Here is a 25502-nt window from a genome sequence, read left to right as displayed (position 1 = left end):
ATCACCGTATGCAGTTACAGCGAATATAAAAAAACCCCGCCAAGGCGGGGTTTTTTGCGTCCAGAAGGAAGCGTGCCTGCTTACACCGGCTTGATGTTAGCAGCTTGCTTGCCCTTCGGGCCCGTCTTCACTTCAAACGTAACCTTTTGGTTTTCTTGCAGCGTCTTGAAGCCTTCCGTGCGGATTTCCGAGAAATGCGCGAACAGATCTTCGCCGCCGCCGTCCGGCGTGATGAAGCCAAAGCCCTTTGCGTCATTGAACCACTTGACGGTACCGGTTTCCATATTACTTGTTCCTAAAGATGGTAAATAAGGCCGAAGCCCAATGGGTGCGCATGAAAATCAAGGAAGGGGGTAATGGGACCAACCGGAGTACCGTTGATGGGCGAACTACGAAAGACCAATTCACTCGCCGCTTGAAATCCTGCCCGAACGTTATACGGCGATTTCGGGAGAAGGTCAACACTCTCGTCCCAATTTTGCAAGATTTTGACGGATTGGCGTAGAAATTGCTTACAAATCTTGCTGTCGGCTCGAAAATTTTGCCAGGGAGAACCCTTAGTTCCGCTGCAACGGCGGGGTGCAACCGTTAAACTACGCGCCGCGCGTCGGTTGCACCTGATTAGAATGAACCGGCGCGTATGCATGCGCGTTACCCGTTCACAGCGTCACAAGCGATGTCACGTGGTGCCGGCATGCGGCAAACTTGCATAGGGTCGGAGTAAGCGCTAAAGCATGAGCTCCGGCCGACACACGGTGTATGGGACCGGAGTAAGTGCTACAGCGCCAGCTCCGGTCGACACAGGAGAAGATGTGAAAAGTTCTATACAACGGAACATCGGCCCGGTCGCGCTGCTGCTGACCGGCTTGGGTTCGATCATCGGATCGGGCTGGCTGTTCGGCGCCTGGAAGGCTGCAAAAATTGCCGGGCCGGCTGCCATTTGTGCATGGGTAATCGGCGCGGTGGTGATTCTCGCGATTGCCTTGACCTATGCTGAACTCGGCGCGATGTTCCCGGAGTCGGGCGGCATGGTGCGTTACGCACGCTATTCGCACGGCGCGCTGGTCGGTTTCATCAGCGCATGGGCCAACTGGATCGCGATTGTCTCGGTGATTCCAATCGAGGCGGAAGCATCCATTCAATATATGAGCACGTGGCCGTATCCATGGGCGCACGCGCTATTCGTGAACGGGTCATTAACTACCAATGGGCTATTGCTATCCGCCGCATTGGTGATCGTTTACTTCCTGCTGAACTATTGGGGCGTCAAGCTGTTCGCGCGCGCCAATTCGGCAATCACGATCTTCAAGTTCCTGATTCCGGGCGCGACGATCGCGGGTCTCATGCTGACGGGCTTCCACAAGGAAAACTTCGGCGAAGTGAGCACCTTCGCGCCGTACGGCTGGTCGGCCGTGCTGACCGCCGTGGCGACGAGCGGCATCGTGTTCGCGTTCAACGGTTTCCAGAGCCCGATCAACCTTGCCGGTGAAGCGCGCAATCCGGCCAAGAGCGTGCCGTTTGCGGTGATCGGCTCGATCCTGCTGGCGCTGGTGATCTACGTGCTGCTGCAGATCGCGTATATCGGCGCGGTGAGCCCGAGCGACGTGATGAAGGGTTGGAGCCACTTCAACTTCGCGTCGCCGTTCGCCGAACTGGCGATTGCGCTGAACCTGAACTGGCTAGCCATCCTGCTGTACGTCGACGCGTTCGTCAGCCCGAGCGGCACTGGCACGACCTACATGGCGACCACCACCCGCATGATCTACGCGATGGAACGCAACAACACGATGCCGAAGATGTTCGGTAACGTGCACCCGTTCTACGGCGTGCCGCGTCAGGCGATGTGGTTCAACCTGCTGGTGTCGTTCATTTTCCTGTTCTTCTTCCGCGGCTGGAGCTCGTTGGCGGCGGTGATCTCGGTCGCGACCGTGATCTCGTACCTGACCGGCCCGATCAGCCTGATGGCACTGCGCCGCGCGGCGACGGACCTGGAGCGCCCGCTGCACATTCCCGGCATGAAGATCATTGCGCCGTTCGCTTTCGTGTGCGCGTCGCTGATCCTGTATTGGGCGAAGTGGCCGCTGACCGGCGAAATCATTCTGCTGATGATCGTTGCGTTGCCGGTGTACTTCTACTTTCAGGCGAAGTCGGGTTTCAGCGGCTGGGGGCGTGATCTGAAGGCCGCCTGGTGGCTGGTGGCCTACCTGCCGGTGATGGCGCTCCTGTCGCTGATCGGCAGCAAGGAGTTCGGTGGCCGTGGCGTTCTGCCGTATGGCTGGGACATGCTGGTGGTGATCGCGTTTTCGCTGGTGTTCTACTACTGGGGCGTGCATAGCGGCTATCGTTCGGAATACCTCGAAGAGCGTCAGACGCACGACGAAGTGCTCGAAGGCATGGGCGCGCATTAAATTGCCACGTTGAGTTTTGCGCCGGACCGCGCTGGTCCGGCACAGTATGAAAAAAGCCCGCCTGAGTTGTCAGGCGGGCTTTTCTGTTTGTGGCGCTTTATTGCGTCTGGCGTGTTTCAGGCGGTGCCGAACACGTAATTCGTCATGGCGAGCGAGCGCTGATAAGTCCCAAGCGACTGAATTGCCAGCGAATAGTCGTCGTCCGCCGCGCCTAGCGCCGCGAATACCGGCAGCAGGTGTTCGTCGGTCGGATGCATCAGCACCGCGTGCGGCGCCTGGCGACGATAGTCGAGCAACGCGTCGATGTCATGCGCGGCGAGCCGGGCCTCGAACCAGTCGGTGAATTCGGCCACGCGTGGATCGGCGTCCTCCGGGCGCGCGGAAAAATCCGCTGCGCGCAGGTTGTGCGTGATCTGGCCCGAGCCGATCACCATCACGCCATCGTCTTTCAGCGAGCGCAGCGCGCGGCCCACACGGAAGTGATGGGCTGCGTCCATGTGAGGCTGGATCGACAACTGCGCGACCGGCACGTCCGCTTCCGGGAACATCAGCAGCATCGGCACCCACGCGCCGTGGTCGAGCCCATGCGGCTGGGCGGCGGTGAGAATGCCGTGTTCGCCGAGCAGCGCGGCGGCTCGGCGTGCCACATCGGGTGCACCTGGAGCCGGATATTGAATCTCGTACAACTGACGCGGGAAGCCGTAGAAATCGTGAATGGTTTCCGGTGTCGTGGACGTGCTCGCCACCGGCTGCGCCGTGCCCCAGTGAGCCGACAGCATCAGCACGGCGTCAGGACGTGGCAGTTGCGCCGACAGTTCACCGAATTCAACGGACGGCAGGGACGGATCGATCGGCAGCGTAGGGGCGCCGTGAGAAAGGAAAAGCGACGGTAAGCGATTCATGGCAGCAACGTCGCCGCGGGAGCGCGGCGCGGAAGTGGGGTTGCTATCAATATAGATTCGCACCGATGTTTTATAAACGGGCGGAAATGGAATTGATTGTGTCGCAGGTGTTGTTAATTCGTCTCGCGCAGGCCCTGCCAGGCCAAGGACATGGCGGGTCTCAGCGCGAACAGATCCAGCACGCGCGCCACCGTGTGATCGACCATTTCGTCGATCGTTGCGGGCTGGTTATAGAAAGCGGGCAACGGGGGAAAGATCACGCCGCCCATTTCGGTGACCGCCGTCATGTTGCGCAGATGCGCAAGATTGAACGGCGTTTCGCGCACCAGAAGGACGAGCCGGCGGCGCTCTTTGAGCGTGACGTCGGCGGCGCGGGTGATCAGATTGTCGGAAAAGCCGTGTGCGACGCTTGCCAGCGTCTTCATCGAGCAGGGGGCGACCACCATGCCGTCGGTGGCGAACGAGCCGGATGCAATGCTCGCGCCGACGTCACGTACCGAATGGACGACATCCGCGAGCGGATGCACGTCTTCTTTGCTCAACTGGAGTTCGTGCTGGATATTGAGCCAGCCCGCGCTCGAAATCAGCAGATGGCTCTCGACGCCGCCAAGCTTGCGCAACGTCTCGAGCAACCGGACGCCGTAGATGGCGCCGGTCGCGCCGGTGATCGCGACGATCAGCCGGCGTGGCGCCGCAGCGCGTGTTTCCATGGCTCGCGGCGCCTTATCGATGGACAACGAACGGTCGGGCAGCGGCCGTTCAGGCCGCAGCGAACAATTGTTGCAATTCGCCCGATTCGTACATTTCCATCATGATGTCCGAGCCGCCGACGAACTCGCCCTTCACATAGAGTTGCGGGATGGTCGGCCAGTTCGAGAACTGCTTGATGCCCTGGCGGACTTCGTCGTCTTCCAGCACGTTGACGGTCTTGATTTCGCCGACGCCACATGCCTTCAGAATCTGGATGGCGCGGCCAGAAAAGCCGCACATCGGGAACTGGGCGGTGCCCTTCATGAAGAGCACGACGTTATTTTCGTCGACGATTTGCTTGATGCGTTGTTGCGTATCCATGACTGACCTTGCGGTTCCGTTATGTGTAGGGAATAGGCTGAAATGATAGCGGATTTCGGTGAGACCGGCCGGGGGACGCTTGGCCGCCTTGGGAATTAAGGCGGACAAGCGGACTTAATTAGGCCATTGGCCGCCGCTGATTCGCTCGATGCCGGCAAGATCCTGCTCCGAGCGAACCTGCGCAAAACCTTGCGCGCTCAACAAACCGCGTACGGCTTGCGCCTGATCGTAGCCGTGTTCGATCCACAATACGCCGTTGGCGGCCAACCGTGTGGGCGCGCCGGCGATGATCTTGCGGATCGCGCTGAGCCCATCGGCTTCATCGGTGAGCGCGCCGCGCGGCTCGAACCGTAGATCGCCTTGCGACAGATGTGGGTCGCCGCTCGCGATATACGGCGGATTGCTGACGATCACGTCGAAGTGCAATGATGTATCGAGCGAACCGTACCAGTCGCTCTGCAACAGGGTCACGGCGCCGCCAGGGCGTCCGCCATCCAGCAGACGCGTGGCATTGCGGGTGGCCACCGCTAGCGCTTCGGCGGAACGATCCAGCGCCCAGACTCGCGCGTCGGGACGCAACGACGCAATGGCTACGGCAATCGCGCCTGTGCCGGTGCCCAGATCGAGTACGCGTGGCCGCGAGACGTTTTCCAGCGCCGCCAACGCCGTTTCCACCAGCAACTCGGTTTCGGGACGCGGAATCAGGACGTCCGGCGTCACGTCGAAATCAAGCCCAAAGAATTCGCGCGCGCCGACCAGTTGCGCCACCGGTTCGCCAGCCACGCGCCGCGCTTCCAGTGCCCGATATCGTTCAACGACCGGGCTGTCGAGCGCTTCTTCGCTGCGCGTGATTAATTGCGTGTGCCGCCAGCCGAGCACGTGCGTGAGCAAAATCCGCGCTTCGAGCGGCGGCAGCGGCGAGGCGCGCAACAGCGCAGTGGGCGTGACCGGATCCATCCGCTTTAGTCCGCGTCGCCTAGCGATGCCAGCAACTCGGCCTGATGCTCGCTGACCAGAGCCGCGATCAGTTCGTCGAGATCGCCGTCCATGATCGCGTCGAGGCGATACAGCGTCAGATTGATCCGGTGATCCGTCAGACGCCCTTGCGGGAAATTGTAGGTGCGAATCCGCTCCGAGCGGTCGCCCGAGCCGATCAGGCTCTTGCGGGTTGCGGCTTCCTTCGCCTGCTGCTCGTGCGACTGCTTGTCCTTGATGCGCGCGGCCAGTACCTTCAGCGCACGATCTTTGTTCTTATGCTGCGACCGGTCGTCCTGGCATTCGACGACGATGCCCGTGGGCAAGTGCGTGACACGCACCGCCGAATCGGTCTTGTTGATGTGCTGACCGCCCGCGCCAGACGCGCGGAATGTATCGATGCGCAGATCGGCCGGATTGATCTCGACCTCGCCAATTTCGTCCGCTTCCGGCATGACCGCGACCGTACAGGCCGACGTGTGAATGCGGCCCTGCGTTTCGGTGGCCGGCACGCGCTGCACGCGATGGCCGCCCGACTCGAACTTGAGCTTGGAATACGCCGCTTCGCCGGCGATTCGCACGATCACTTCCTTATAGCCACCGAGGTCCGATTCGCTCGCCGACATCATCTCCACTTGCCAGCGATTGCGCTCTGCAAAGCGCAAGTACATGCGCAGCAAGTCGCCGGCGAACAGCGCGGATTCGTCGCCGCCCGTGCCGGCCCGGATTTCGAGGAAGATGTTGCGATCGTCGTTCGGGTCTTTCGGCAGCAGCATTTTCTGCAATTCCGCGCCGAGTTTTTCCATCCGTTCGCGCGAGGTGCGAATTTCGTCTTCCGCGAAGTCGCGCATCGACGCGTCCGCCAGCAGTTCCTGCGCGGTGGCCGCGTCGGTCATGGCCTGGCGCCACAGCGCGTAATGTTCGACGACCGGTCCAAGCTCGGCGTGTTCACGCGTGAGCTTGCGGTATTGGTCGAGATTCGAGGTAATGTCCTCGCGGCTCAACAGGTCGTTCAGTTCGGCCAGCCGGGTAGTGAGCTGGTCGAGCTTGCGTTGCATGCTCGTTTTCATCGGACGGGTATCGGAGCGGGCTCCGGCAAGGACGACGACTAGGGGAGTGGGCGGATGCCCTGGTCAGAAGCACATCGCGGGCCACTCGGGGCGGCGCGGATGGTGCGGCGGTGGCTGCGCCGCTAACGCTCCGTAGAACCGGAGTGTTTGTAGAAACCGCTCATCAATTCGATGAGCGTGTCACGGTTCTCGCTGCTCGCGCGATTGAGCGCGTGCGTCGGGCCGTGGATGAGTTTGTTGGTGAGGGATTGCGAAAGCGCTTCGAGCACCGCTGCGGGATCCTCGCCGCGGGCGAGCATTTTCTGCGCGCGTTCGACCTCGGCGCGACGCAACACATCGGCTTGCGTATGCATGTGGCGGATCACCGGCACGATGCTGCGCGCGTCGAGCCACTGCATGAAATTCTGCACCCGCGTCTCGATGATCGCCTCGGCCTGCGCCACGGCGGCTTGCCGCGACGCATTGCCTTCCCGCACGATCGAGCCGAGGTCGTCCACCGTGTACAGGAACACGTCTTCGAGCTGGCCGACCTCGGGTTCGATGTCGCGCGGCACGGCCAGATCGACCATGAAAATCGGCCGGTGGCGGCGCGCTTTCACGGCTCGCTCGACCGCCCCCAGACCGATGATCGGCAGGGTGGAAGCGGTACACGACACGATGATGTCGAACTCGTGCATGCGCGCCGGCAGTTCCGACAGCGGAATGGCCCGGCCGTTGAAGCGTTCGGCGAGGCGGCTGCCACGTTCGGCGGTGCGATTGGCGACGACCAGCTCGCGCGGCTGCTGCGCGGCGAAGTGCGTGGCGCACAACTCGATCATTTCGCCCGCGCCGATGAACAGCACGCGCTGGTTCGAGACCTTGTCGAAAATCCGCTGCGCGAGCCGCACGGCTGCTGCTGCCATGGAAACCGACTGCGCGCCGATTTCGGTCGTGCTGCGCACTTCCTTCGCGACGGCGAAGGTGCGCTGGAACAACTGGTTCAGGTAGGTGCCGAGCGCGCCGGCTTCAGACGCCGTGCGCACAGCATCTTTCATTTGTCCGACGATTTGCGTCTCGCCCAGCACCATCGAATCCAGCCCCGAGGCGACACGGAAAGCGTGGCGCACGGCTTCCGACTGCGGCAACGCGTAGACATGCGGCGCGAGTTCGTCGATGGGCAGGTTGTGGTATTTCGAGAACCACTGGATCGCGGCTTCACGCGCGGCCAGGTCGTCGGTCGCACAGTAGAGCTCGGTGCGGTTGCAGGTGGACAGAATCGCCGCTTCCGGCGCCGTGCGGGCGGTGCGGCCGAGCCAGACGCTCTTGAAGGTATCCAGTGCAGGCTTGATCTGTTCGAGCGGAAACGCCACGCGTTCGCGCAAGGCGACAGGCGCAGTGTGGTGATTGATTCCGATCGTTAGAAGCTGCATATGGGGCGCTATGGTTTAGCCCAATATTATAGCGTTTTCATGATTCTTTCATTCTGCGCGCGTCATCCGGCCTCCACAACCGATTCCGGCGGGATAGCGTCGAGCTGATAGCCATAGCCGTAAAGCGGTGTCAGGCAATAACCGTGCTCCGGACGCAGCTGCAATTTGGTCCGCACGCGCGATGCATGGGTATCGACGGTGCGCGACCTTACGTCGCGGCGGCGTGTCCAGACAGTTTCAAGAATATGCGCGCGCGATACCGGCCGCGACAGGTTGCTAAAAAGCAGCAATGCAAAGCGGAATTCTTTCGGCGTTAGGGCAACGGTTTGATTGCGAAACGTGACGGCAAACTGCGCGGCGTCGAATGCATAGCCGCCGATCGTGTCGCGCCGCCGGTTGGGCGGCCGCCGCAAGCTGGCGCGCCGCAGCAGCGCATCTACCCGGGCCAGCATTTCAGGGCCGCGCACCGGCTTGGCCAGGCAGTCGTCGGCGCCCGCGTGCAGCGCGGCGACGATCTGGCTCTCGCGTGGGTCCGATAACAGTACGATCACCGGCAAGCCGGGCAGGATGGAGCGGGCGCGGGGGATCGCGTCTTCGGCGGAACGGTCACCGGCCCAGGCTTCCGTGATGAGCAGGTCGAAGAATTCGTCGGCAGCCTGATCCAGGAACGGTGCGCTGGCGGTGAAGTGCTGACACATATGGCCGCCCGCAAAAATCAGCCGGCCGACCAGGGTGGCGTGCCGTAGATCCGGCTCGATAAGGGCGATTCGCATGGCGCGCTGTCAGCGTGGCAATGACAGGAGGCTAGGTTTCTCCGTAAGGCTTACAGCTTGCCTAACATCACCCCGACCCCCTAAACTCAACCGCTATGCGGAAAGCGCCGTGCTGAACCTCTATAGTTAATGAGAAGAAAATGCTAGCTGTCTTGACCCCGGGCGCCCATGAGACAAGTCTGAATCTATTTGAGGTCCCCTGCTGATGGGGTGGCCCGGAATCCTGGTGCTGGGTGTGGTGATCGGTCTGGCGGGCTGGTGGCTGCATCCGCTGCGCCGTTCGAGCCGCGCTCCGTGGTGGGCGGCGTTACTTGCCGGCGTGCTGGGCGCGGCGCTCGCGCGCATGGCCGGCAATGTGGTTGGTCTCTTTCATGATGGCGATACGCTCGAATGGCCGGTATGCACCGGTGTCGCGTTGATCGCCGTTGCCGTGACGGTCGGCTTGCTTTCCCGTCGATGAATACTTGCAGGTGACTCCGATGAATGCCCGACTTCCCGAAACCTCCTCCATCCCCGAACGGCTCGCGACATTGCGCAATGCAATGGCGCGCGAAGGTGTGGCCGCTTATCTGGTGCCGTCGTCCGATCCGCACCTGTCCGAATATCTACCTGGGCGCTGGCAAGGCCGGCAGTGGCTGTCGGGTTTCACCGGCTCGGCCGGCACGCTGGTCGTGACCGCCGATTTCGCCGGCGTATGGACCGATAGCCGCTATTGGGAGCAAGCCAACGCGCAACTGGCCGGCACCGGCGTCCAATTGATGAAGATGACCGGCGGCCAGCAGACCGCGCCGCATTGCGAGTGGCTCGCACAGAACGTCGCGGCTGGCGGCACGGTCGGTGTGGACGGCGCGGTGCTCGGCGTGGCGGCGGCGCGTGCCTTGGGCCAGGCGCTCAGCGCGCGCGGCGTGAAGTTGCGCACCGATGTCGATCTGTTCGACGCGATCTGGCCGCAGCGCCCGTCGCTGCCTGCCGCCGCCGTGTTTGAGCATGCCGCGCCGCACGCAAGCGTCGCCCGTTCGGAAAAGCTCGCGCAGATTCGCCGCGCGATGGCGGAGAAGGACGCGCAGTGGCACTTCATTTCCACGCTGGACGACCTGGCGTGGCTGTTGAATCTGCGCGGCGCCGATGTCAGCTACAACCCGGTGTTCGTGGCGCACGCGCTGATCGGTCCGCAAAGCGCGTCGCTTTTCGTCGCCGACGGCAAGGTGCCTCGAGAGCTGGCCGAGGCGCTCGCGCGTGACGGCATCAGCGTCGAGCCGTATGCGAAGGCTGCCGACGCGCTAGCCGCGCTGCCGGCCGGCAGCACGCTGCTGATCGACCCGCGCCGCATTACCTATGGCTCGCTGCAGTTGGTGCCGGCCACGGTGAAGGTGGTGGAAGCGGTCAATCCGTCCACCTTCTTCAAGTCGCGCAAGACCGAGGCGGAAGCGGAGCACGTGCGCGAGACGATGGAGCAGGACGGCGCGGCGCTCGCCGAATTCTTCGCGTGGTTCGAAGGCGCATTGGGCCGCGAAACGATCACCGAACTGACGATCGACCAGCGTCTGACGGCAGCCCGCGCGCGCCGTCCGGGCTTTGTATCGCTGAGCTTCGCGACGATCGCGGGCTTCAACGCGAACGGCGCGATGCCGCACTACCGCGCAACCGAAGAATCGCATGCGGTGATCGAGGGCAATGGTCTGTTGCTGATCGATTCGGGCGCGCAATATCTGAGCGGCACGACCGACATCACGCGGGTCGTGCCGATCGGCACCATCAGCGACGCGCAGCGGCGCGATTTCACGATCGTGCTGAAAGGCACCATGGCGCTGTCGCGCGCGAAATTCCCGCGCGGCATTCGTTCGCCGATGCTCGACGCGATTGCCCGCGCGCCGATCTGGGAGGCCGGCGCCGATTACGGTCATGGCACCGGTCACGGCGTGGGCTATTTCCTGAACGTGCACGAAGGTCCGCAGGTGATTTCGCACTACGCGCCGGCCGAACCATGGACGGCGATGGAAGAGGGCATGATCACCTCGGTCGAGCCGGGTATTTACCGGCCGGGCAAGTGGGGCGTGCGGATCGAGAATCTGGTGCTGAACGTGCCGGCGGAGAAAACCGAGTTCGGCGATTTCCTCAAGTTTGAAACGCTGACGCTGTGCCCGATCGACACGCGCTGCCTTGATCTGTCGCTGTTGCGTGAGGACGAGCGTGCATGGCTCAACGGGTATCACGAAATGGTGCGCGCGCGCCTGTCGCCGCATGTGTCGGGCGAAGCGAAGGCGTGGCTCGAACTGCGTACCCAGGCCATCTGAGTTTGTCGCCACGACCCCAGGGAGAGTGCGTGCATGGCCATCAAGGCAGTGGTGTTCGATTTCGGCGGTGTGCTGATCGACTGGAGTCCCGAGTATCTCTATCGTCAGTTGATTCCTGACGACACAGAACGCCGCTGGTTTCTGACCCATGTCTGTTCGATGGATTGGGTGATCCGTCAGGACGGCGGTCAGCCAATCGTCGAGGCAACCGAGGAACTTGTCGCCCGGTTTCCCGATCACGCGCCGCTGATCCGCTCGTTCTACGAGCGCTGGCACGAGATGGTGGCCGGCGTGCTGGAAGAGGGTGTGGCGATCATGGAAAAGCTCGAGGCGGCTGACGTGCCGCTCTTCGGGCTGACCAACTGGTCGGCGGAGACGTTTCCGTATGCATGGGAGCATTACCCCGTGCTGCGGCGGTTCCGCGACATCGTCGTGTCAGGCAGGGTGAAGCTGGTGAAGCCCGATCCGGCGATTTTCGCGCTCATGCATCAGCGGATCGAGGCGCAACTGCCTGGCGTTCAGCCAGGCGAACTCGTCTTCATCGACGACAATCTGAAAAACGCCGAAGCCGCGACGGCCTTGGGCTGGCACGGCGTGCATCATACGAGCGCGGCGCAAACCGAGGCGCGCCTGCGTGGCTTGGGCTTGCGGGTTTAAGCCTACTGCCCGAGCAGATTCTTCAACGCGTTACCCAAGCCTTTCACCGTTTCGCCGGTGCCCTTAGCCACGCCTTCGACGCTCACGCCCAGCGATTTCGCAAACCCGGCGCCGAGGCGCTTCATCAGACTCTCCCGGACCGAAAACTTCGGGTCGCGCAGGTTGCCATCGAGCTCGAAATGCAGCGTGATATCGCCGTTGCGCGTCTTGAGCGCCGCAATCGCCGCCTTGGTCGGAATCGACATGAAGGTGTCCAGCGGATTGTCACTGTCGGCGAGTTGCAGATGGTGGATCGTCACCGTGCCGGGCGCGTGCAACTGATAGTTGCGCACCGTCGACTCCACAGTCAGGTCGACCGTGCCGCCGCTCACCTGCGCCTTCCCGCCGGCCTTCTTCAGCAAATACGGATCGAGCATCACGACGTCGATGCCGCTTAGCTTGCTGGTGGTCTGCGAATCCTTGCTGGCGATCTTGATCCAGCCGTTAAACGAGACCGTGCCGGTATGCGCCGGGCCTTTGATCGAGCCAGTGAGATCGACGGCGGTCGGTTCGCTGAGCGCGGGCAGATGCAGATGATCGACCGTCGCATTGGCGTTGCTGACCGTCACCTTGAATGCCGGTGGCCCAACGGTCATATCGTAGAAATGGAAGTTGCCCTGCTCGAAGGCGATGTGGTCGATCAGCTTTTCGCGCGGGGTGGAGGGGGCGCCGCCGGCTTCTTGATCGGACTGGTTCACCGATTCCCGCAGATTCGGCATCAGGCGGATTGCTCCGTCTTTGGTGCGCAATACGGCGATATCGAAGCCGCGCACCACCACACTGCGGATATGGACGCGCCGCGCGAGCAGATCGCGGATGTCGGGCGTGAGCGTGATTTCGTCGGCGCGTAAAGGATCGCCAGCGGGCCAGCCGGGTGGCGGCTTGAGCAGAACGTTGGTCAGATGGACCGAGGTGAGGCCGACGTGGATACTCCCGGCGCTCCCTAACGGCCCGAGCGCTGCAATGACGCGTTCTTTGACTTCGCGCTGCGCGAACTGCAACGCAGCGACTGCGACGACGATCAGCACCAGCAGCACGCCACCGATGGCGATGGCCCAGCGCTTGCCCTTCGACATCGCCATGCTTGCCTCCTCGTCGCCGCGCCGGGCGCGGTAGCTGTGATCGGCCTGATTGCGCGCCGGTTCGGCGCACGGTTATTCGATGCGTCTGATCCGGCGGAGTTGACGCATCCGGTCGGACGACTTGTATCACCGCGTGATCAGCAATGCGTGTGCCGTGCGCGGCTTGTCTGGCAAACGCAAGGCGTTGCCGGTGCCTCGATGGGCAATTGACCGGCAGGTGAGGCAAAACGGCCCGCTCACCCACCCGCGAGCGGGCCGCCAGGTTCGCGATTTATCGCGCGATCGGCTTGTAACGCAAGCGCTTCGGACGTGCAGCTTCTTCACCGAGGCGTGCGCGCTTGTCCGCTTCGTATTCCTGGTAATTGCCGTCGAAGAACGTGATTTGCGAATCGCCTTCGAATGCCAGGATATGCGTCGCGATCCGGTCGAGGAACCAGCGATCGTGCGAGATCACCATCACCGAGCCGGCGAACTCGAGCAACGCGTCTTCCAGCGCGCGCAGCGTTTCGACGTCCAGGTCGTTCGACGGTTCGTCCAGCAGCAGGACGTTGCCGCCCGCGATCAGTGTTTTCGCCAGGTGCAGCCGGCCGCGCTCGCCGCCCGACAGATTGCCGACGGTCTTCTGCTGATCGCCGCCCTTGAAGTTGAAGCGGCCGATGTACGCACGCGAAGGCGTCTCATACTTGCCGACCGTCAGCACGTCCGCGCCGCCGGAGATTTCTTCGAACACGGTCTTGGAGCCGTCCAATGCATCGCGGCTTTGGTCCACGTATGCGAGCTTGACCGTTGGGCCTTGCACGATCTCGCCCGAATCCGGCTGTTCGCGGCCGGTGAGCATGCGGAACAATGTCGACTTACCGGCGCCGTTCGGGCCGATGATGCCGACAATCGCGCCCGGCGGAACCTTGAAGCTGACGTTGTCGAGCAGCAGACGGTCGCCGTACGACTTGCTGACGTTCTTGAACTCGATCACTTCGTTACCCAGGCGGTCGCCGACCGGAATGAAAATTTCCTGGGTTTCGTTGCGTTTCTGGTAGTCCTGGCTGTTCAGTTCCTCGAAGCGGGCAATCCGCGCCTTCGACTTCGCCTGACGGCCCTTCGGGTTCTGGCGCACCCACTCCAGTTCCTTCTTGATCGCCTTCTGACGCGCCGATTCCGACGACTCTTCCTGCTTCAGGCGCTCTTCCTTCTGATCGAGCCAGCTGCTGTAGTTGCCCTTCCACGGAATGCCGTGGCCGCGGTCGAGTTCGAGAATCCACTCAGCGGCGTTATCGAGGAAGTAGCGATCGTGGGTGACGGCGACGACCGTGCCCGGGAAGCGTGTCAGGAACTGTTCGAGCCAGTCGACCGATTCCGCGTCCAGGTGGTTGGTCGGTTCGTCGAGCAGCAGCATGTCCGGTTTTTCGAGCAGCAGCTTGCACAGCGCGACGCGGCGCTTTTCGCCGCCCGACAGGTGTTCTATCTTCGCGTCCCATGGCGGCAGGCGCAGCGCGTCGGCGGCGATTTCGATCTGTTGTTCCGCGCTGCCGTCGGTGGTGGCGAGAATCGCTTCGTACTTGGCTTGCTCGGCGGCGAGCGCGTCGAAGTCGGCGTCCGGCTCCGCATAAGCCGCGTAGATTTCGTCGAGCTTCTTTTGCGCGCCGAAGACGTCGCCGAGACCTTCCTCGACCGCTTCACGCACGGTTTTGTTCGGATCGAGTTGCGGTTCCTGCGGCAGATAGCCGATGTTCAGGTTCGGCATCGGCGTGGCTTCGCCTTCAATGTCCTTGTCCACACCCGCCATGATGCGGATCAGCGTCGACTTGCCCGAGCCGTTCAGGCCGAGCAGACCGATTTTCGCGCCGGGGAAAAACGACAGCGAGATGTCTTTCAGGATTTGACGCTTGGGCGGCACGATTTTGCCGACCCGGTTCATGGTGAAGACGTATTGGGCCATTTGCTTGCAATAGACGTTGACGCCGCCGGCCGCGTAAGGGCGGGCGGTCGTGGGTGGATGGGTAATCGGTGTTGTAGCCGGGCAGTGTGCCCGGCGCCGGCCAGCGGGGCGTCGAACTTCGGGTCTAACTTCGCGACGCCGCGCGGGCGGGTGGTTCAGGTGGCATTGTACTTCGGGGTGAGGGTGCGGCGGCAGAGGGCGGCTCGCAGCGGCCTCAGTTTACGCGCCGCCCTGTCGACGGATCGAAGAAGTGCAGATGCCGTGCGGGCAGCGCCACTTGCAGCGCTTCGCCGGCGGCGGGCCGGTGCGTGTGCGGCAAGCGCACCGTCACGTCGTGCTTGCCCCAACGGCCGTGCGCGAGGTTGTCCGCGCCGAGCAGCTCGCAGGAGTCGACGGTGAGCGTAGCGTGCGCGGCGTCGGCTTGTCCCGGCGTCATGTGTTCGGGACGGATTCCCAGCCTCCATTCGCGGCCCCTGGCGACTTCCTGCCCGATCGATGCAACCCCTTGAAGCGGCAGCTTCGGGCCGTTGCCCGCGACTTCAAACGTCGAGCCGTCGTCCGACACGCGGCCTTCCAGCAGATTCATCCCGGGCGAGCCGATGAAATTCGCGACGAACACCGTCGCCGGCCGTTCGTAGACTTCGGTCGGCGCGCCGATCTGCTCGGCATGACCCTTGTTCATCACGATCACGCGTTGCGCCAGCGTCATCGCTTCGATCTGATCGTGGGTGACGTAGAGACTCGTGGTGGCAAGCCGCGCGTGCAGGCGCTGGATTTCGAGGCGCATCTGCACACGCAGCCGTGCGTCGAGATTCGACAGCGGTTCATCGAACAGAAACACCGCGGGTTCGCGCACGATCGCGCGACCCATGGCGACGCGTTGCCGTTGGCCGCCCGACAATTCGCGCGGTTTGCGCGTAAGTAACGCCTCGAGTTCCAGAATCTGCGCGGCAGCGCCCACGCGCTTCGCAATCTGCGCACGATCGACACCCGCGATCTTCAGCGCATAGCCCATGTTCTCGGCCACGCTCATATGCGGATACAGCGCGTAGTTCTGGAACACCATCGCGATGTTGCGATCCTTCGGTTCCAGTTGATTGACCACTTTGCCGGCGATCGAGATGGTGCCTTCGGAAATGCCTTCGAGGCCGGCCACCATCCGTAGCAAGGTCGATTTGCCGCAGCCCGACGGGCCGACCATCACCACGAACTCACCGTCCGCGACGTCCACGTCGATACCGTGCAGCACGAACTGTTTGCTGTCGTAGGTTTTTTTAACGCCTTGCAGAGTCAGTGCAGCCATGCTGTTTTAACCTTTTCGTTGCTTGCCGTGCATTTGTGATGTCCCGCGCGGTGTTCGTGATTCCCCGTCCCGCGCCAAAGCTCGCCTCGTTGCGCGAGCGCGTTACTTCTCCGCGTCCACCAGCCCGCGCACGAACCAGCGCTGCATCGTCAGTACGACCGCGAGCGGCGGCAGCATGGCGAGCAGGGTCGCGGTCATCACGAGGTGCCATTCGGTCGCGGTGTCGCCTGAAGCGATCATGCTTTTGATGCCGACCACTGCGGTGGTCAGCGATTGCTGGCTCGTAATCAGGATCGGCCACAGGTACTGATTCCACCCGTAAATGAAGGTGATGACGAACAGCGCCGCCATGTTGGTTTTCGACAGCGGCAGCACCACGTCCCAGAAGAAACGCAGCGCACCCGCACCGTCGATGCGCGCCGCTTCCATCAGTTCGTCGGGCAGCGTCATGAAGAACTGGCGGAACAGGAAGGTCGCGGTGGCCGATGCGATCAGCGGCAGGGTCAGGCCGCTGTATGTATTGCTCAGATGCATCGACGACACGACCTGTACGGTCGGAAAAATACGCACTTCGACTGGCAGCATCAGCGTGATGAAGATCAGCCAGAACGACAGATTGCGAAACGGAAAGCGGAAAAATACGATCGCGTACGCGGAGATCATCGAGATCGCGATCTTGCCGATCGAAATCACCAGCGCCATCACGAGGCTGTTGAACAGCATGCGGCCGAACGGCGCCGCCGCATTGCCGCTGCCATGCGACCAGACCGTCGCGATGTTCTCGAACAGATGCGTGCTCGGCACCAGCGACAGCGGCACGCTGAACACCTCATGCGCGCTCATCGTCGCCGCGCAAAACGCGACATACACGGGAAACACCACCAGCACGACGCCGAGAATCAGCACCGCATGGCAGAAGAGGTCGAAACCGCGTCGGTTCTCGATCATGAGTATTGAACCCTGCGTTCAATAAAGCGGAATTGCACGACCGTCAACGCGACGACGATCACCATCAGGATCACCGACTGCGCGCCCGAGCTGCCGATGTCGAGACCCTGGAAGCCTTCGGCGAAAATCTTGTAGATCAGCGTGCGGGTGGACTGCGCCGGGCCACCGCCGGTGGCGGCGTCGATCACCGGGAAAGTGTCGAAAAATGCGTAGGTGATGTTGATCACCAGCAGAAAAAAGCTGGTCGGCGAAAGCAGTGGCAGCGCGATGCCGAAGAACCGCCGCACCGGACCGGCGCCGTCGATGGCCGCCGCTTCGATCAGCGAACGCGGGATAGCCTGCAAGCCGGCATAGAAGAACAGAAAGTTATAGCTGACCTGTTTCCACACGGATGCCAGCACCACCAGAAACATCGCCTGGCCCGCGTTCAATGCGTGATTCCACACAATGCCGTACTTCGCGAGTGCGTAGGTCACGAGGCCGATGCTCGGGTTGAACAGGAACGACCACAACACGGCCGCGATCGCGGGTGCGACCGCATACGGCCAGATCAGCAGCGTTTGATAAGCCTTGGCGCCACGCGTCACGCGATCTGCGCACACGGCGAGCAGCAGCGAGATGACCAGCCCCGAAACCGTGACGAGCGCGCAGAAAATCAGCGTCGTATAGAACGACGACAGATAAAGCGGATCGGCGAATAACTGCTTGAAATTGGCGAGGCCGACAAATTCGGTCGAGGTGCCGAACGCGTCCTGGCTCTGGGTGGATTGCCACAGCGCTTCGCCCGCCGGCCACAGAAAGAACAGCAGCGTGATCAGAAGTTGCGGTGCAACCAGCAGGTAGGGCAGGACGCTGGTGCCGAAGCGTGAGCGCTTTTCCATCGAGGGTTTCCTGAGTTCTACTATCGCGAGGGTTTCGGTGCGAGTGCACCGAAACCCCGCCGGCTAGTACAGCAAATCTTAGTTGCCGGCTTTCTCGAAGCGGCGCAGCAACTCGTCACCACGCGCTACCGACGAATCGAGCGCCTGTTGCGGCGTCTTCTTCCCCGCCCATACCTGTTCGAGTTCTTCATCGATCACGGTGCGGATCTGCGGCATGTTGCCCAGACGCAAGCCCTTCGTGTACGGCAGCGGCGGCTTGTTGAGCATCTGCTTGATCGCGGTGTCGCTGCCCGGATTCTTCTCGTAGAAGCCTTGTTGCTGCGTCAACTGGTACGCGGCGGTCGTGACCGGCAGATAGCCCGTGTCCTGATGCCACTTTGCGGCAACCGGCGCCGATGAAAGATACGCGAGGAATTTCGCCACGCCCTTGTAGACGGCCGGATCTTTACCCGACAGCACCCACAGGCTCGCTCCGCCGATGATCGCGTTCTGCGGCGCACCCTTCACGTTGGCGTCGTACGGCATCATGCCGGTGCCGAAGTTGAACTTCGCGTACTTCTTGATCGTGGCCAGCGAACCCGACGAGTTCGTGATGATCCCGCAGTCGCCGCTATAGAACTTCGACACCGGTTCGTCCTTGCGGCCGACGTACGTGAAGGTGCCTTCCTTCTGCATGTTCTGCAGGAACTGGATGTGCGCGACCTGCAACGGCTTGTTGAATTCCAGTTGCGCGTCGGCGCCGTCGAAACCGTTGTTCTTCGATGCGAACGGCACGCCATGCCAGGCGCTGTAGTTTTCGAGTTGAATCCAGCTCTGCCAGCCCGACGAATAGCCGCACGACATGCCGGACGCCTTCAGCTTCTGCGCGTCCACCTGCAATTCGGCCCAGGTTTTCGGCGGCTGATTCGGATCGAGCCCGGCCTTCTTGAAGGCGTCCTTGTTGTAGTACAGCACCGGCGTCGAGCTATTGAACGGCATTGAGATCAGTTCGCCGGTTTTAGCGTCGCTGTAGTAGCTGGCAATGGTCGGCACGAAGGCCTTTTCGTCGAGCGGCACGCCGGCTTGCTTGAACACTTCCGAGACCGGGATGACGGCTTTTTTCGCCTGCATCATGGTCGCCGTGCCGACTTCGTAGACCTGCAGGATGGCCGGCGCGTTGCCGCTGCGATAAGCGGCGATGCCGGCGGCGAGGGTCTGGTCATAAGTACCCTTGAACACCGGCACGATCTTGTAGTCGCTTTGCGACGCATTGAACGCGTTGGCAATGTCGTTCAGACGTTCTCCGAGGGCGGCTTCCATGCCGTGCCAGAACTGGATTTCAGTCGCGGCGTGGGCTGCCTGGCTGATGCCGAGGCTCAGAACGGCGGCAACGGAAAGCGAACGGAATAGCGGCTTGCAACTCATCGATTTGTCTCCAGGTCGGAACGGGCGCGAATGCGAATCGCGCGATTCTATTTGTGTTCGATGACAGTCTGGCGTCGATTGCCGGACGACGGTCCGCTTTTGACAGGGGCCGGTTGCCGCAATTTACACCGGCTGTCACGAAACTGAAATAGTGGGCGTTTGACGTGGCGCCTGTGTGCGCTGCAACTGACGCAACTGACACAGCGGTCGCGCAGTAAAACAAAAAGCCCGCTTTTGAGCGGGCTTTCCGATGGAGGTAACAGACTGCGGTGCGTGATGTTCGTCTGGCGCTCTGCCGATTAACGGCACACGCCGACGAGCCGGAACCTCAAACGTTGAACAGGAAGTTCATCACGTCGCCGTCGTGCACGACGTATTCCTTGCCTTCCGCGCGCATTTTGCCGGCTTCCTTCGCACCTTGCTCACCCTTGTAGGTGATGAAGTCGTTGAAGGCAATCGTCTGCGCGCGAATGAAGCCGCGCTCGAAGTCGGTATGGATCGCGCCCGCGGCCTGCGGTGCGGTGTCGCCGATATGAATCGTCCACGCGCGCACTTCCTTCACGCCGGCCGTGAAGTAGGTTTGCAGGCCCAGCAGCTTGAAACCTGCACGAATCACGCGGTTCAGGCCCGGCTCTTCCATGCCCATGTCGGCGAGGAACACTTCCATGTCCGCTTCCTCGAGGTCGGCAATTTCCGCTTCGATCGCCGCGCACACGGCAACCACCGGTGCGCCTTCGGCGGCCGCGAACTTCGTGACTGCGTCGAGATGCGGGTTGTTCTCGAAACCGTCGTCCTTCACGTTGGCGACGTACATGGTCGGCTTGGCGGTGATCAGGCAGAACGGCTTGAGCGTGGCCTTTTCTTCATCCGACAGGTCGAGGGCGCGGACCGGCTTGGCCTGGTCGAGTTGCGCGCGCACCTTTTCCAGCACCGCGGCGTTCTTGGCGGCTTCCTTGTCGTTACCCGACTTGGCGGCCTTCGAGTAGCGCGTCAATGCCTTCTCGACGGTGGCGAGGTCGGCGAGCGCCAGTTCGGTGTTGATCACTTCGATATCCGACAGCGGATCGACCTTGTTCGCGACGTGGATCACGTTTTCGTCTTCGAAGCAGCGCACAACGTGCGTGATCGCGTCGGTTTCGCGGATGTTCGCGAGGAACTGGTTGCCCAGACCTTCGCCCTTGCTTGCACCGGCCACGAGGCCGGCGATGTCGACGAATTCCACGACCGCCGGGAGGATGCGCTCCGGCTTGACGATTTCGGCGAGGGCCTTCAGACGCGCGTCCGGCACTTCGACGATGCCGACGTTCGGCTCGATCGTGCAGAACGGGTAGTTTTCGGCGGCAATGCCCGCCTTGGTCAGCGCGTTGAACAGGGTGGACTTGCCGACGTTAGGCAGGCCGACGATGCCGCATTTGAGGCTCATGGAAATCCTTCAGTGAATCAGTAAGTTGCGTGATGCGCTCGACGCTGTGTGCAGGATTCGAAAAGCCTTCGCGTTTGGCGTGGCGGAGGAAAGCGCAGCGGAGCGGGACAAGACACCAGATCGGGGCGTAGCCTCGACGATTCTGGGCGAGTTTTGTCACGGAAAGCGCAATTGTAACCCGTTCGGATCGGGTTCTTGATCTGCCTGCGGTAAAGCCGCGGGCTCGATCCGTCCCTCGCAACCCCCGCAGCTATAATGCGCGGATGAACGCACACCACCAGACCTTTGATGCCGCCGTGATCGGCGGCGGGCTCGTCGGCAAGACCGCCGCATTGGCGCTGACGCAAGGCGGACTGCGCGTGGCGCTGCTCGCGCAACCCTGCGCCGCGCTGCCGCCGGGCGCGACCTTCGACTCGCGGGTGTACGCGCTGTCCTCGAGTTCGCAGGCTCTGCTGGAGCGGCTGCGGGTCTGGCAGGCGCTCGATCTGACCAAGCTCGGCCCCGTCTATGACATGCGCGTCTACGGGGACGCGCATGCCGAACTTCATTTCTCCGCGTTCCAGGCCTCTGTGCCGCAACTGGCGTGGATCGTCGAGTCGTCGGTGATCGAACGCGCGCTCGATGCCGCGTTGCGGTTCCAGCCGAATCTCAGCTGGATCGACACGCGCGCCCAGGCGCTCGACTTCACCGCCGACAGTGCGAGCGTCGGTCTTGCCAATGGCAACGTGCTCGAGGCCGATCTCGTGGTCGGCGCAGACGGCGCGCATTCATGGGTGCGCGCGCAGATCGGCTCGAAGATGAACCGGCGCGACTATAAGCAAACCGGCGTGGTCGCGAATTTCAAGGCTGAAAAACCGCACGGCGAGACCGCTTACCAGTGGTTCAAGGACGGCGAGATCATCGCGCTGCTGCCGATGCCGGAAGGCCACGTGTCGCTGGTCTGGTCGGCGCGCACCGAGCACGCCGAACAACTGCTCGCGCTTGATCCGGCGCAACTCGCGGCCGAAGTCGAGCGCGTGACCGGGGGGCAGTTTGGCGCCCTGGAATGCGTGACGCCAGCGCAGGGCTTCCCGCTCGCACTGCAAACCGTTGACAAACTCGTGGCGCCGCGCGTCGCGCTGGTCGGCGATGCCGCGCATCTGATTCACCCGTTGGCGGGGCAGGGCATGAACCTTGGTTTGCGCGATGTCGCGGCGCTCGCCGAGACGGTCGCCGGCAAGGAAGCCTTCCGGGATCTCGGCGACATGGTGCTGCTGCGCCGCTACGAGCGCGCCCGCCGCGAAGATATTCGCGCGCTGATGATCGCCACCGACGGCCTGCAAAAGCTCTTCTCGGCGCCCGGCCCGTTTGCCAAGGTATTGCGTAATACCGGCATGGCGTTTGTCGGCGCGCAGCCGTTCATCAAGCGCTGGCTGGTGTCGGCCGCGCTCGGATAAAACGCCCGGGCCGGCATGCCCGACCGGCGGGACGGGTATCATGAACGCATGGGCGCCATTCCGGTCAGACGGGATACGTCCCCAAAACGCGCATCGCGCGATTGAACTCCAGGAATTCAGCATGAAAAAATCCTTCCGCATCGCGGCCGCCGCGCTCGTGATCGCCGCCGTCACAATGGGCTGCTCCGCGCAGGCCGATCAAGCCACCGACAAGCTCAAGGCCACGCTGCAAACGCGTCTGGCCGACGTGACGATCAAGAGCGTGACGAAGTCGCCGATTGCCGGGCTGTATGAAGTGAATCTCGGCACGCAGATCATCTATAGCGATGCGAATGGCGACTACCTCATGCTCGGCGATATGGTCGACGCGAAAACGCGCAAGAATCTGACCGAAGCGCGTCTGGCGGAAACCAACCGCATCGATTTCGCGAGCCTGCCGTTCGGCAACGCGGTGAAGGTCGTGAAGGGCAACGGCGCACGCAAGATCGCGGTGTTCTCGGATCCGAACTGCCCGTACTGCAAGCAGCTCGAGACCTCGCTCAAGTCGCTCGACAACGTCACGGTCTACACCTTCCTGTACCCGGTGCTGTCGCCGGATTCGACCGCCAAGTCGAAGTCGATCTGGTGCTCGACCGACCGCGCGAAGGCGTGGGAGTCGTGGATGCAGGATCATCAGGCGCCTACCGCTGCCGGCACCTGTGACACGGCTGCACTCGACAAGAACCTGGCGCTCGGCCACGCGATGGGCGTCGACGGCACGCCGACCGTGTTTCTCGCCGACGGCCGCCGCCTGCCAGGCGCCGTCTCGGCAGACCGGCTGGACAAGGAAATGTCCGCCGTGCACTGAGCACGCATCACAAGTCGAAGAAAGGAGGCGCGCAGTGCGCCTCCTTTCACATCGAGCTCCGAACCTTCCTGCCAGAACAATCTCCTAATCGCCGCCGATGAAGCCGATCCGCTACACCATCGTTCCCCGCCAACCCGCCGCCCATCTGTTCGAAGTCACCGTGACCGTCGCCGATCCCGATCCGGCCGGTCAGCGTTTCATGCTGCCGGTTTGGATTCCGGGCAGCTACATGGTGCGCGAATTTGCCCGCAACATCGTCACGCTGCGCGGCACCAATGAGGCCGGGCGGAAGGTGCGCGTCGAGAAAACGGACAAGCACACGTGGCAGGCCGCACCGGTGAAAGGCGCGCTGACGCTGCGCTACGAGGTGTATGCATGGGATATGTCGGTGCGCGCCGCGCATCTCGACGACACGACCGGCTTTTTCAATGGCACAAGCGTGTTCCTCGCGCCGCTCGGTCATGAAGAGGCGCAGTGCGTGGTCGATATCCAGAGGCCGGACGGCGCCGTGTATCGCAACTGGCGGGTCGCGACCGCGTTGCCGGAAGCGCGCGGCACGAAACGCTACGGCTTCGGCGAATATCGCGCGCAGAACTACGATGAACTGATCGATCACCCGGTCACGTTGGGCGAGTTCGCGCTGGAGACCTTCAAGGCGCACGGCGTACCGCACGATATCGTGATCGCGGGGCGCGTGGTCGGGCTCGATATGGCGCGTTTGTCAGCCGACCTGAAACGTATTTGCGAAGCGCAAATCGCGTTGTTCGAGCCGAAGTCGAAGAAGGCGCCGGTGGATCGCTACGTGTTCATGACCCAGGCGGTCACCGACGGTTATGGCGGACTGGAGCATCGTGCTTCGACCGCATTGATCTGCAATCGCAGCGATCTGCCCGTGCAAGGCCGCGAGGCGCCGACTGAGGGCTACCGGACCTATCTCGGCCTGTGCAGCCACGAATACTTCCACACCTGGAATGTGAAGCGCATCAAGCCGGCTGTGTTCGCGCCGTACGACCTGAGCGTCGAAAACTACACGCCGCTGCTGTGGCTGTTCGAAGGCTTCACCTCTTACTACGACGACCTGATCCTCGTGCGCAGCGGCCTGATCTCGCAAGACGACTATTTCGGCCTGCTCGGCAAGGTGATTGGCGGCGTGCTGCGCGGCAGTGGCCGTCTGAAGCAGTCGGTAGCCGAAAGCTCGTTCGACGCCTGGGTCAAATACTACCGGCAGGACGAAAATGCAGCGAATGCGATCGTCAGCTATTACACGAAGGGCTCGCTTGTCGCGCTCGCCTTCGATTTGACGATTCGCGCGCAGACCAATAACCGCAAGTCGCTCGACGACGTGATGCGTCTGCTGTGGCAGCGGTTCGGGCGCGACTTCTATCGCGGCAAGCCCGTTGGCGTGGAGGAAAGTGAGGTCGAGGCGATTTTCGCCGAAGCGACCGGCGTGCAATTGGGTGAATTGTTCGCCGATGCCGTGTACGGCACGCGCGATCTGCCGCTCGACACGCTGCTCGAACCGTTTGGCGTCACGCTTGCGCCGGATCTGGAAAAGAACGGCAAGCCGTCGCTCGGCGCACGCGTGCGCGGTGGCGCGGATTGCACATTGGCAGTGGTTCACGAAGGTAGCGCGGCGCAAAAAGCCGGTCTGTCCGCAGGCGACGTGCTGATCGCGCTCGACGGTCTGCGCGTAACCGGCTCGAATCTTGATTCACTGCTGTCGCGCTATCTGCCGGGCGCAAAAGTCGAAGTCCACGCCTTCCGCCGGGACGAGTTGCGTACCGCGCAAGTCAAGCTGGACGGCCCTGAGGTGTCGCGCTACAAGCTGACGGCGAGCGACAAGCGGCCTGCCGCGCGCAAGGCGCGGGAGCGCTGGCTAGCAAGCTGATCGTAATCCGTAGCAGCGTTAATCGCTGTTTCAAAGCGGGGGATTGTTCTACCAGTGCAACAATCCTTCGCTGCCACACGGCTTTTTCCCGGGTCGGTAAAAAAACACAATGGCTCCACTCGCGCAACATTGCGCGCCCCTACTGGAGTCAACCATGACCACGATCCTGCAAATCAACTCGGCAGCACGCTCGCAAGGCGCGAACTCAACCCTGCTCGTGAACGAGCTGACCGCAAAGCTGCAACAATCGAATCCGGGCGCGCAAGTCGTCGTCCGTAACCTGCAAGCTGAACCGCTGCCCCATCTGGACGACGCCGTGCTCGGCGCGTTCTTCACGCCGGCCGACCAGCGCACGCCGGAACAAGTCGCGATCGCTGCACGCAGCGAAGCGCTGATCGCCGAACTGCAAGCCGCCGACATCGTCGTGATCGGCGCACCGATGTACAACTTCGGCATCTCGTCGCAACTGAAGACGTATTTCGACTTCATCGCCCGCGCCGGCATTACGTTCCAGTACACGGCGAACGGTCCCGAAGGCCTCGTGAAGGGCAAGAAGGTCTACGTGGTCTCGGCTCGCGGCGGCAAGTATCTGGGCACCCCGAACGATAGCCAAACGCCTTACCTGAAGGCTTTCCTCGGCTTCCTCGGCATGACCGACGTGAACTTCATCTACGCCGAAGGCCTGAACATGGGCCCGGACGCCGCAAGCGCAGCGCTGGCTGGCGCGCGCGAAGCGATTGCCGCTGCATAAGGTTT

The 25502-nt window shown here is 62.4% G+C and carries 23 protein-coding genes; 8 read left to right on the top strand and 15 right to left on the bottom strand.

What is annotated here, in order from left to right; translation table 11 throughout:
- Positions 1-80: 80 nt before the first annotated feature.
- On the bottom strand, positions 81-284 hold the full coding sequence (locus HWX91_RS38155; protein WP_007180251.1) for a cold-shock protein: 204 nt from the start codon (positions 282-284) through the stop codon (positions 81-83).
- 528 nt (positions 285-812) lie between these two features.
- On the opposite strand from HWX91_RS38155, the gene HWX91_RS38150 reads away from it, so the two are divergent.
- Positions 813-2408: an APC family permease gene (locus tag HWX91_RS38150; RefSeq protein ID WP_028199670.1), complete on the top strand. Its 1596-nt coding sequence runs from the start codon at positions 813-815 to the stop codon at positions 2406-2408.
- A 116-nt stretch (positions 2409-2524) separates the two neighbouring features.
- On the opposite strand, the gene HWX91_RS38145 is transcribed toward HWX91_RS38150, so the two are convergent.
- The 7 genes from HWX91_RS38145 to HWX91_RS38115 form a co-directional block, all read right to left on the bottom strand.
- Positions 2525-3310 (bottom strand): DODA-type extradiol aromatic ring-opening family dioxygenase, encoded by a 786-nt coding sequence (locus HWX91_RS38145; protein WP_028199671.1) that lies wholly within the window; start codon positions 3308-3310, stop codon positions 2525-2527.
- Between the two features lie 113 nt (positions 3311-3423).
- The gene (locus HWX91_RS38140) at positions 3424-4020 is read right to left on the bottom strand and encodes a UbiX family flavin prenyltransferase (protein WP_028199672.1); all 597 of its coding nucleotides are present in this window, start codon (positions 4018-4020) and stop codon (positions 3424-3426) included.
- Positions 4021-4069: 49 nt separating this feature from the next.
- A complete protein-coding gene (gene grxD / locus HWX91_RS38135) occupies positions 4070-4381 on the bottom strand; it encodes a Grx4 family monothiol glutaredoxin (RefSeq protein WP_012434475.1) in 312 nt (103 codons plus the stop codon).
- A gap of 114 nt (positions 4382-4495) precedes the next feature.
- Positions 4496-5338, bottom strand: coding sequence for a peptide chain release factor N(5)-glutamine methyltransferase (gene prmC, locus HWX91_RS38130; RefSeq protein WP_042276702.1), 843 nt, complete (start codon positions 5336-5338; stop codon positions 4496-4498).
- A gap of 5 nt (positions 5339-5343) precedes the next feature.
- Positions 5344-6426 carry a peptide chain release factor 1 gene (gene prfA / locus HWX91_RS38125; protein ID WP_028199674.1) on the bottom strand — a complete coding sequence of 361 codons (1083 nt, stop codon included), beginning with the start codon at positions 6424-6426 and terminating at the stop codon, positions 5344-5346.
- Positions 6427-6548: 122 nt separating this feature from the next.
- Complete coding sequence (hemA, locus tag HWX91_RS38120) at positions 6549-7835, bottom strand: glutamyl-tRNA reductase (protein ID WP_028199675.1); 1287 nt, start codon at positions 7833-7835, stop codon at positions 6549-6551.
- Between the two features lie 62 nt (positions 7836-7897).
- On the bottom strand, positions 7898-8608 hold the full coding sequence (locus HWX91_RS38115) for a response regulator transcription factor (protein ID WP_028199676.1): 711 nt from the start codon (positions 8606-8608) through the stop codon (positions 7898-7900).
- Between the two features lie 205 nt (positions 8609-8813).
- Here HWX91_RS38115 and HWX91_RS38110 point away from each other — a divergent pair, with 205 nt between their 5' ends.
- Genes HWX91_RS38110 through HWX91_RS38100 form a run of 3 tightly spaced genes read left to right on the top strand, consistent with a single transcriptional unit; the run spans position 8814 to position 11559 of the window.
- Positions 8814-9068, top strand: coding sequence for a hypothetical protein (locus tag HWX91_RS38110; RefSeq protein ID WP_028199677.1), 255 nt, complete (start codon positions 8814-8816; stop codon positions 9066-9068).
- Between the two features lie 19 nt (positions 9069-9087).
- Positions 9088-10902 (top strand): aminopeptidase P family protein, encoded by a 1815-nt coding sequence (locus tag HWX91_RS38105; RefSeq protein ID WP_028199678.1) that lies wholly within the window; start codon positions 9088-9090, stop codon positions 10900-10902.
- Between the two features lie 33 nt (positions 10903-10935).
- Entirely contained in the window at positions 10936-11559 is a 624-nt protein-coding gene (locus HWX91_RS38100) for an HAD family hydrolase (RefSeq protein ID WP_028199679.1), read from the top strand.
- A 2-nt stretch (positions 11560-11561) separates the two neighbouring features.
- Here HWX91_RS38100 and HWX91_RS38095 read toward each other — a convergent pair whose 3' ends face one another.
- From HWX91_RS38095 to ychF, 7 genes are all read right to left on the bottom strand, one after another.
- Complete coding sequence (locus tag HWX91_RS38095; RefSeq protein WP_028199680.1) at positions 11562-12680, bottom strand: DUF748 domain-containing protein; 1119 nt, start codon at positions 12678-12680, stop codon at positions 11562-11564.
- Between the two features lie 271 nt (positions 12681-12951).
- Positions 12952-14616: an energy-dependent translational throttle protein EttA gene (gene ettA, locus HWX91_RS38090; RefSeq protein WP_028199681.1), complete on the bottom strand. Its 1665-nt coding sequence runs from the start codon at positions 14614-14616 to the stop codon at positions 12952-12954.
- Positions 14617-14830: 214 nt separating this feature from the next.
- Entirely contained in the window at positions 14831-15919 is a 1089-nt protein-coding gene (locus HWX91_RS38085; protein ID WP_028199682.1) for a sn-glycerol-3-phosphate import ATP-binding protein UgpC, read from the bottom strand.
- Positions 15920-16021: 102 nt separating this feature from the next.
- Positions 16022-16867: a sn-glycerol-3-phosphate ABC transporter permease UgpE gene (gene ugpE / locus HWX91_RS38080; protein WP_028199683.1), complete on the bottom strand. Its 846-nt coding sequence runs from the start codon at positions 16865-16867 to the stop codon at positions 16022-16024.
- Positions 16864-17748, bottom strand: a complete 885-nt coding sequence (ugpA, locus tag HWX91_RS38075; protein ID WP_028199684.1) for a sn-glycerol-3-phosphate ABC transporter permease UgpA — start codon at positions 17746-17748, stop codon at positions 16864-16866. Before ugpA ends, ugpE begins: the two co-directional genes overlap by 4 nt.
- 78 nt (positions 17749-17826) lie before the next feature.
- The gene (gene ugpB, locus HWX91_RS38070; RefSeq protein ID WP_028199685.1) at positions 17827-19152 is read right to left on the bottom strand and encodes a sn-glycerol-3-phosphate ABC transporter substrate-binding protein UgpB; all 1326 of its coding nucleotides are present in this window, start codon (positions 19150-19152) and stop codon (positions 17827-17829) included.
- Between the two features lie 328 nt (positions 19153-19480).
- The gene (ychF, locus tag HWX91_RS38065; protein WP_028199686.1) at positions 19481-20575 is read right to left on the bottom strand and encodes a redox-regulated ATPase YchF; all 1095 of its coding nucleotides are present in this window, start codon (positions 20573-20575) and stop codon (positions 19481-19483) included.
- A gap of 263 nt (positions 20576-20838) precedes the next feature.
- Here ychF and HWX91_RS38060 point away from each other — a divergent pair, with 263 nt between their 5' ends.
- From HWX91_RS38060 to HWX91_RS38045, 4 genes are all read left to right on the top strand, one after another.
- The gene (locus HWX91_RS38060) at positions 20839-22011 is read left to right on the top strand and encodes a UbiH/UbiF family hydroxylase (protein ID WP_028199687.1); all 1173 of its coding nucleotides are present in this window, start codon (positions 20839-20841) and stop codon (positions 22009-22011) included.
- Positions 22012-22132: 121 nt separating this feature from the next.
- On the top strand, positions 22133-22858 hold the full coding sequence (locus HWX91_RS38055) for a DsbC family protein (RefSeq protein WP_028199688.1): 726 nt from the start codon (positions 22133-22135) through the stop codon (positions 22856-22858).
- A gap of 97 nt (positions 22859-22955) precedes the next feature.
- Positions 22956-24746: a M61 family metallopeptidase gene (locus HWX91_RS38050; protein WP_028199689.1), complete on the top strand. Its 1791-nt coding sequence runs from the start codon at positions 22956-22958 to the stop codon at positions 24744-24746.
- 154 nt (positions 24747-24900) lie between these two features.
- Positions 24901-25497 carry an FMN-dependent NADH-azoreductase gene (locus tag HWX91_RS38045; protein ID WP_028199690.1) on the top strand — a complete coding sequence of 199 codons (597 nt, stop codon included), beginning with the start codon at positions 24901-24903 and terminating at the stop codon, positions 25495-25497.
- Positions 25498-25502: the final 5 nt, after the last annotated feature.

It is taken from the genome of Paraburkholderia fungorum (assembly GCF_902833645.1).
Lineage (GTDB): Bacteria > Pseudomonadota > Gammaproteobacteria > Burkholderiales > Burkholderiaceae > Paraburkholderia > Paraburkholderia fungorum.
Note: the sequence above shows the minus strand (reverse complement) of the source record. Positions and strands in the feature narration are given on the sequence as shown.

Bases quoted from the DNA above. Each gene is read 5' to 3' on its own strand.
- HWX91_RS38155 (WP_007180251.1), bottom strand. From the start codon at position 284: ATGGAAACCGGTACCGTCAAGTGGTTCAATGACGCAAAGGGCTTTGGC.
- HWX91_RS38145 (WP_028199671.1), bottom strand. From the start codon at position 3,310: ATGAATCGCTTACCGTCGCTTTTCCTTTCTCACGGCGCCCCTACGCTG.
- HWX91_RS38140 (WP_028199672.1), bottom strand. From the start codon at position 4,020: ATGGAAACACGCGCTGCGGCGCCACGCCGGCTGATCGTCGCGATCACC.
- grxD (WP_012434475.1), bottom strand. From the start codon at position 4,381: ATGGATACGCAACAACGCATCAAGCAAATCGTCGACGAAAATAACGTC.
- prmC (WP_042276702.1), bottom strand. From the start codon at position 5,338: ATGGATCCGGTCACGCCCACTGCGCTGTTGCGCGCCTCGCCGCTGCCG.
- prfA (WP_028199674.1), bottom strand. From the start codon at position 6,426: ATGAAAACGAGCATGCAACGCAAGCTCGACCAGCTCACTACCCGGCTG.
- hemA (WP_028199675.1), bottom strand. From the start codon at position 7,835: ATGCAGCTTCTAACGATCGGAATCAATCACCACACTGCGCCTGTCGCC.
- HWX91_RS38115 (WP_028199676.1), bottom strand. From the start codon at position 8,608: ATGCGAATCGCCCTTATCGAGCCGGATCTACGGCACGCCACCCTGGTC.
- HWX91_RS38110 (WP_028199677.1), top strand. From the start codon at position 8,814: ATGGGGTGGCCCGGAATCCTGGTGCTGGGTGTGGTGATCGGTCTGGCG.
- HWX91_RS38105 (WP_028199678.1), top strand. From the start codon at position 9,088: ATGAATGCCCGACTTCCCGAAACCTCCTCCATCCCCGAACGGCTCGCG.
- HWX91_RS38100 (WP_028199679.1), top strand. From the start codon at position 10,936: ATGGCCATCAAGGCAGTGGTGTTCGATTTCGGCGGTGTGCTGATCGAC.
- HWX91_RS38095 (WP_028199680.1), bottom strand. From the start codon at position 12,680: ATGGCGATGTCGAAGGGCAAGCGCTGGGCCATCGCCATCGGTGGCGTG.
- ettA (WP_028199681.1), bottom strand. From the start codon at position 14,616: ATGGCCCAATACGTCTTCACCATGAACCGGGTCGGCAAAATCGTGCCG.
- HWX91_RS38085 (WP_028199682.1), bottom strand. From the start codon at position 15,919: ATGGCTGCACTGACTCTGCAAGGCGTTAAAAAAACCTACGACAGCAAA.
- ugpE (WP_028199683.1), bottom strand. From the start codon at position 16,867: ATGATCGAGAACCGACGCGGTTTCGACCTCTTCTGCCATGCGGTGCTG.
- ugpA (WP_028199684.1), bottom strand. From the start codon at position 17,748: ATGGAAAAGCGCTCACGCTTCGGCACCAGCGTCCTGCCCTACCTGCTG.
- ugpB (WP_028199685.1), bottom strand. From the start codon at position 19,152: ATGAGTTGCAAGCCGCTATTCCGTTCGCTTTCCGTTGCCGCCGTTCTG.
- ychF (WP_028199686.1), bottom strand. From the start codon at position 20,575: ATGAGCCTCAAATGCGGCATCGTCGGCCTGCCTAACGTCGGCAAGTCC.
- HWX91_RS38060 (WP_028199687.1), top strand. From the start codon at position 20,839: ATGAACGCACACCACCAGACCTTTGATGCCGCCGTGATCGGCGGCGGG.
- HWX91_RS38055 (WP_028199688.1), top strand. From the start codon at position 22,133: ATGAAAAAATCCTTCCGCATCGCGGCCGCCGCGCTCGTGATCGCCGCC.
- HWX91_RS38050 (WP_028199689.1), top strand. From the start codon at position 22,956: ATGAAGCCGATCCGCTACACCATCGTTCCCCGCCAACCCGCCGCCCAT.
- HWX91_RS38045 (WP_028199690.1), top strand. From the start codon at position 24,901: ATGACCACGATCCTGCAAATCAACTCGGCAGCACGCTCGCAAGGCGCG.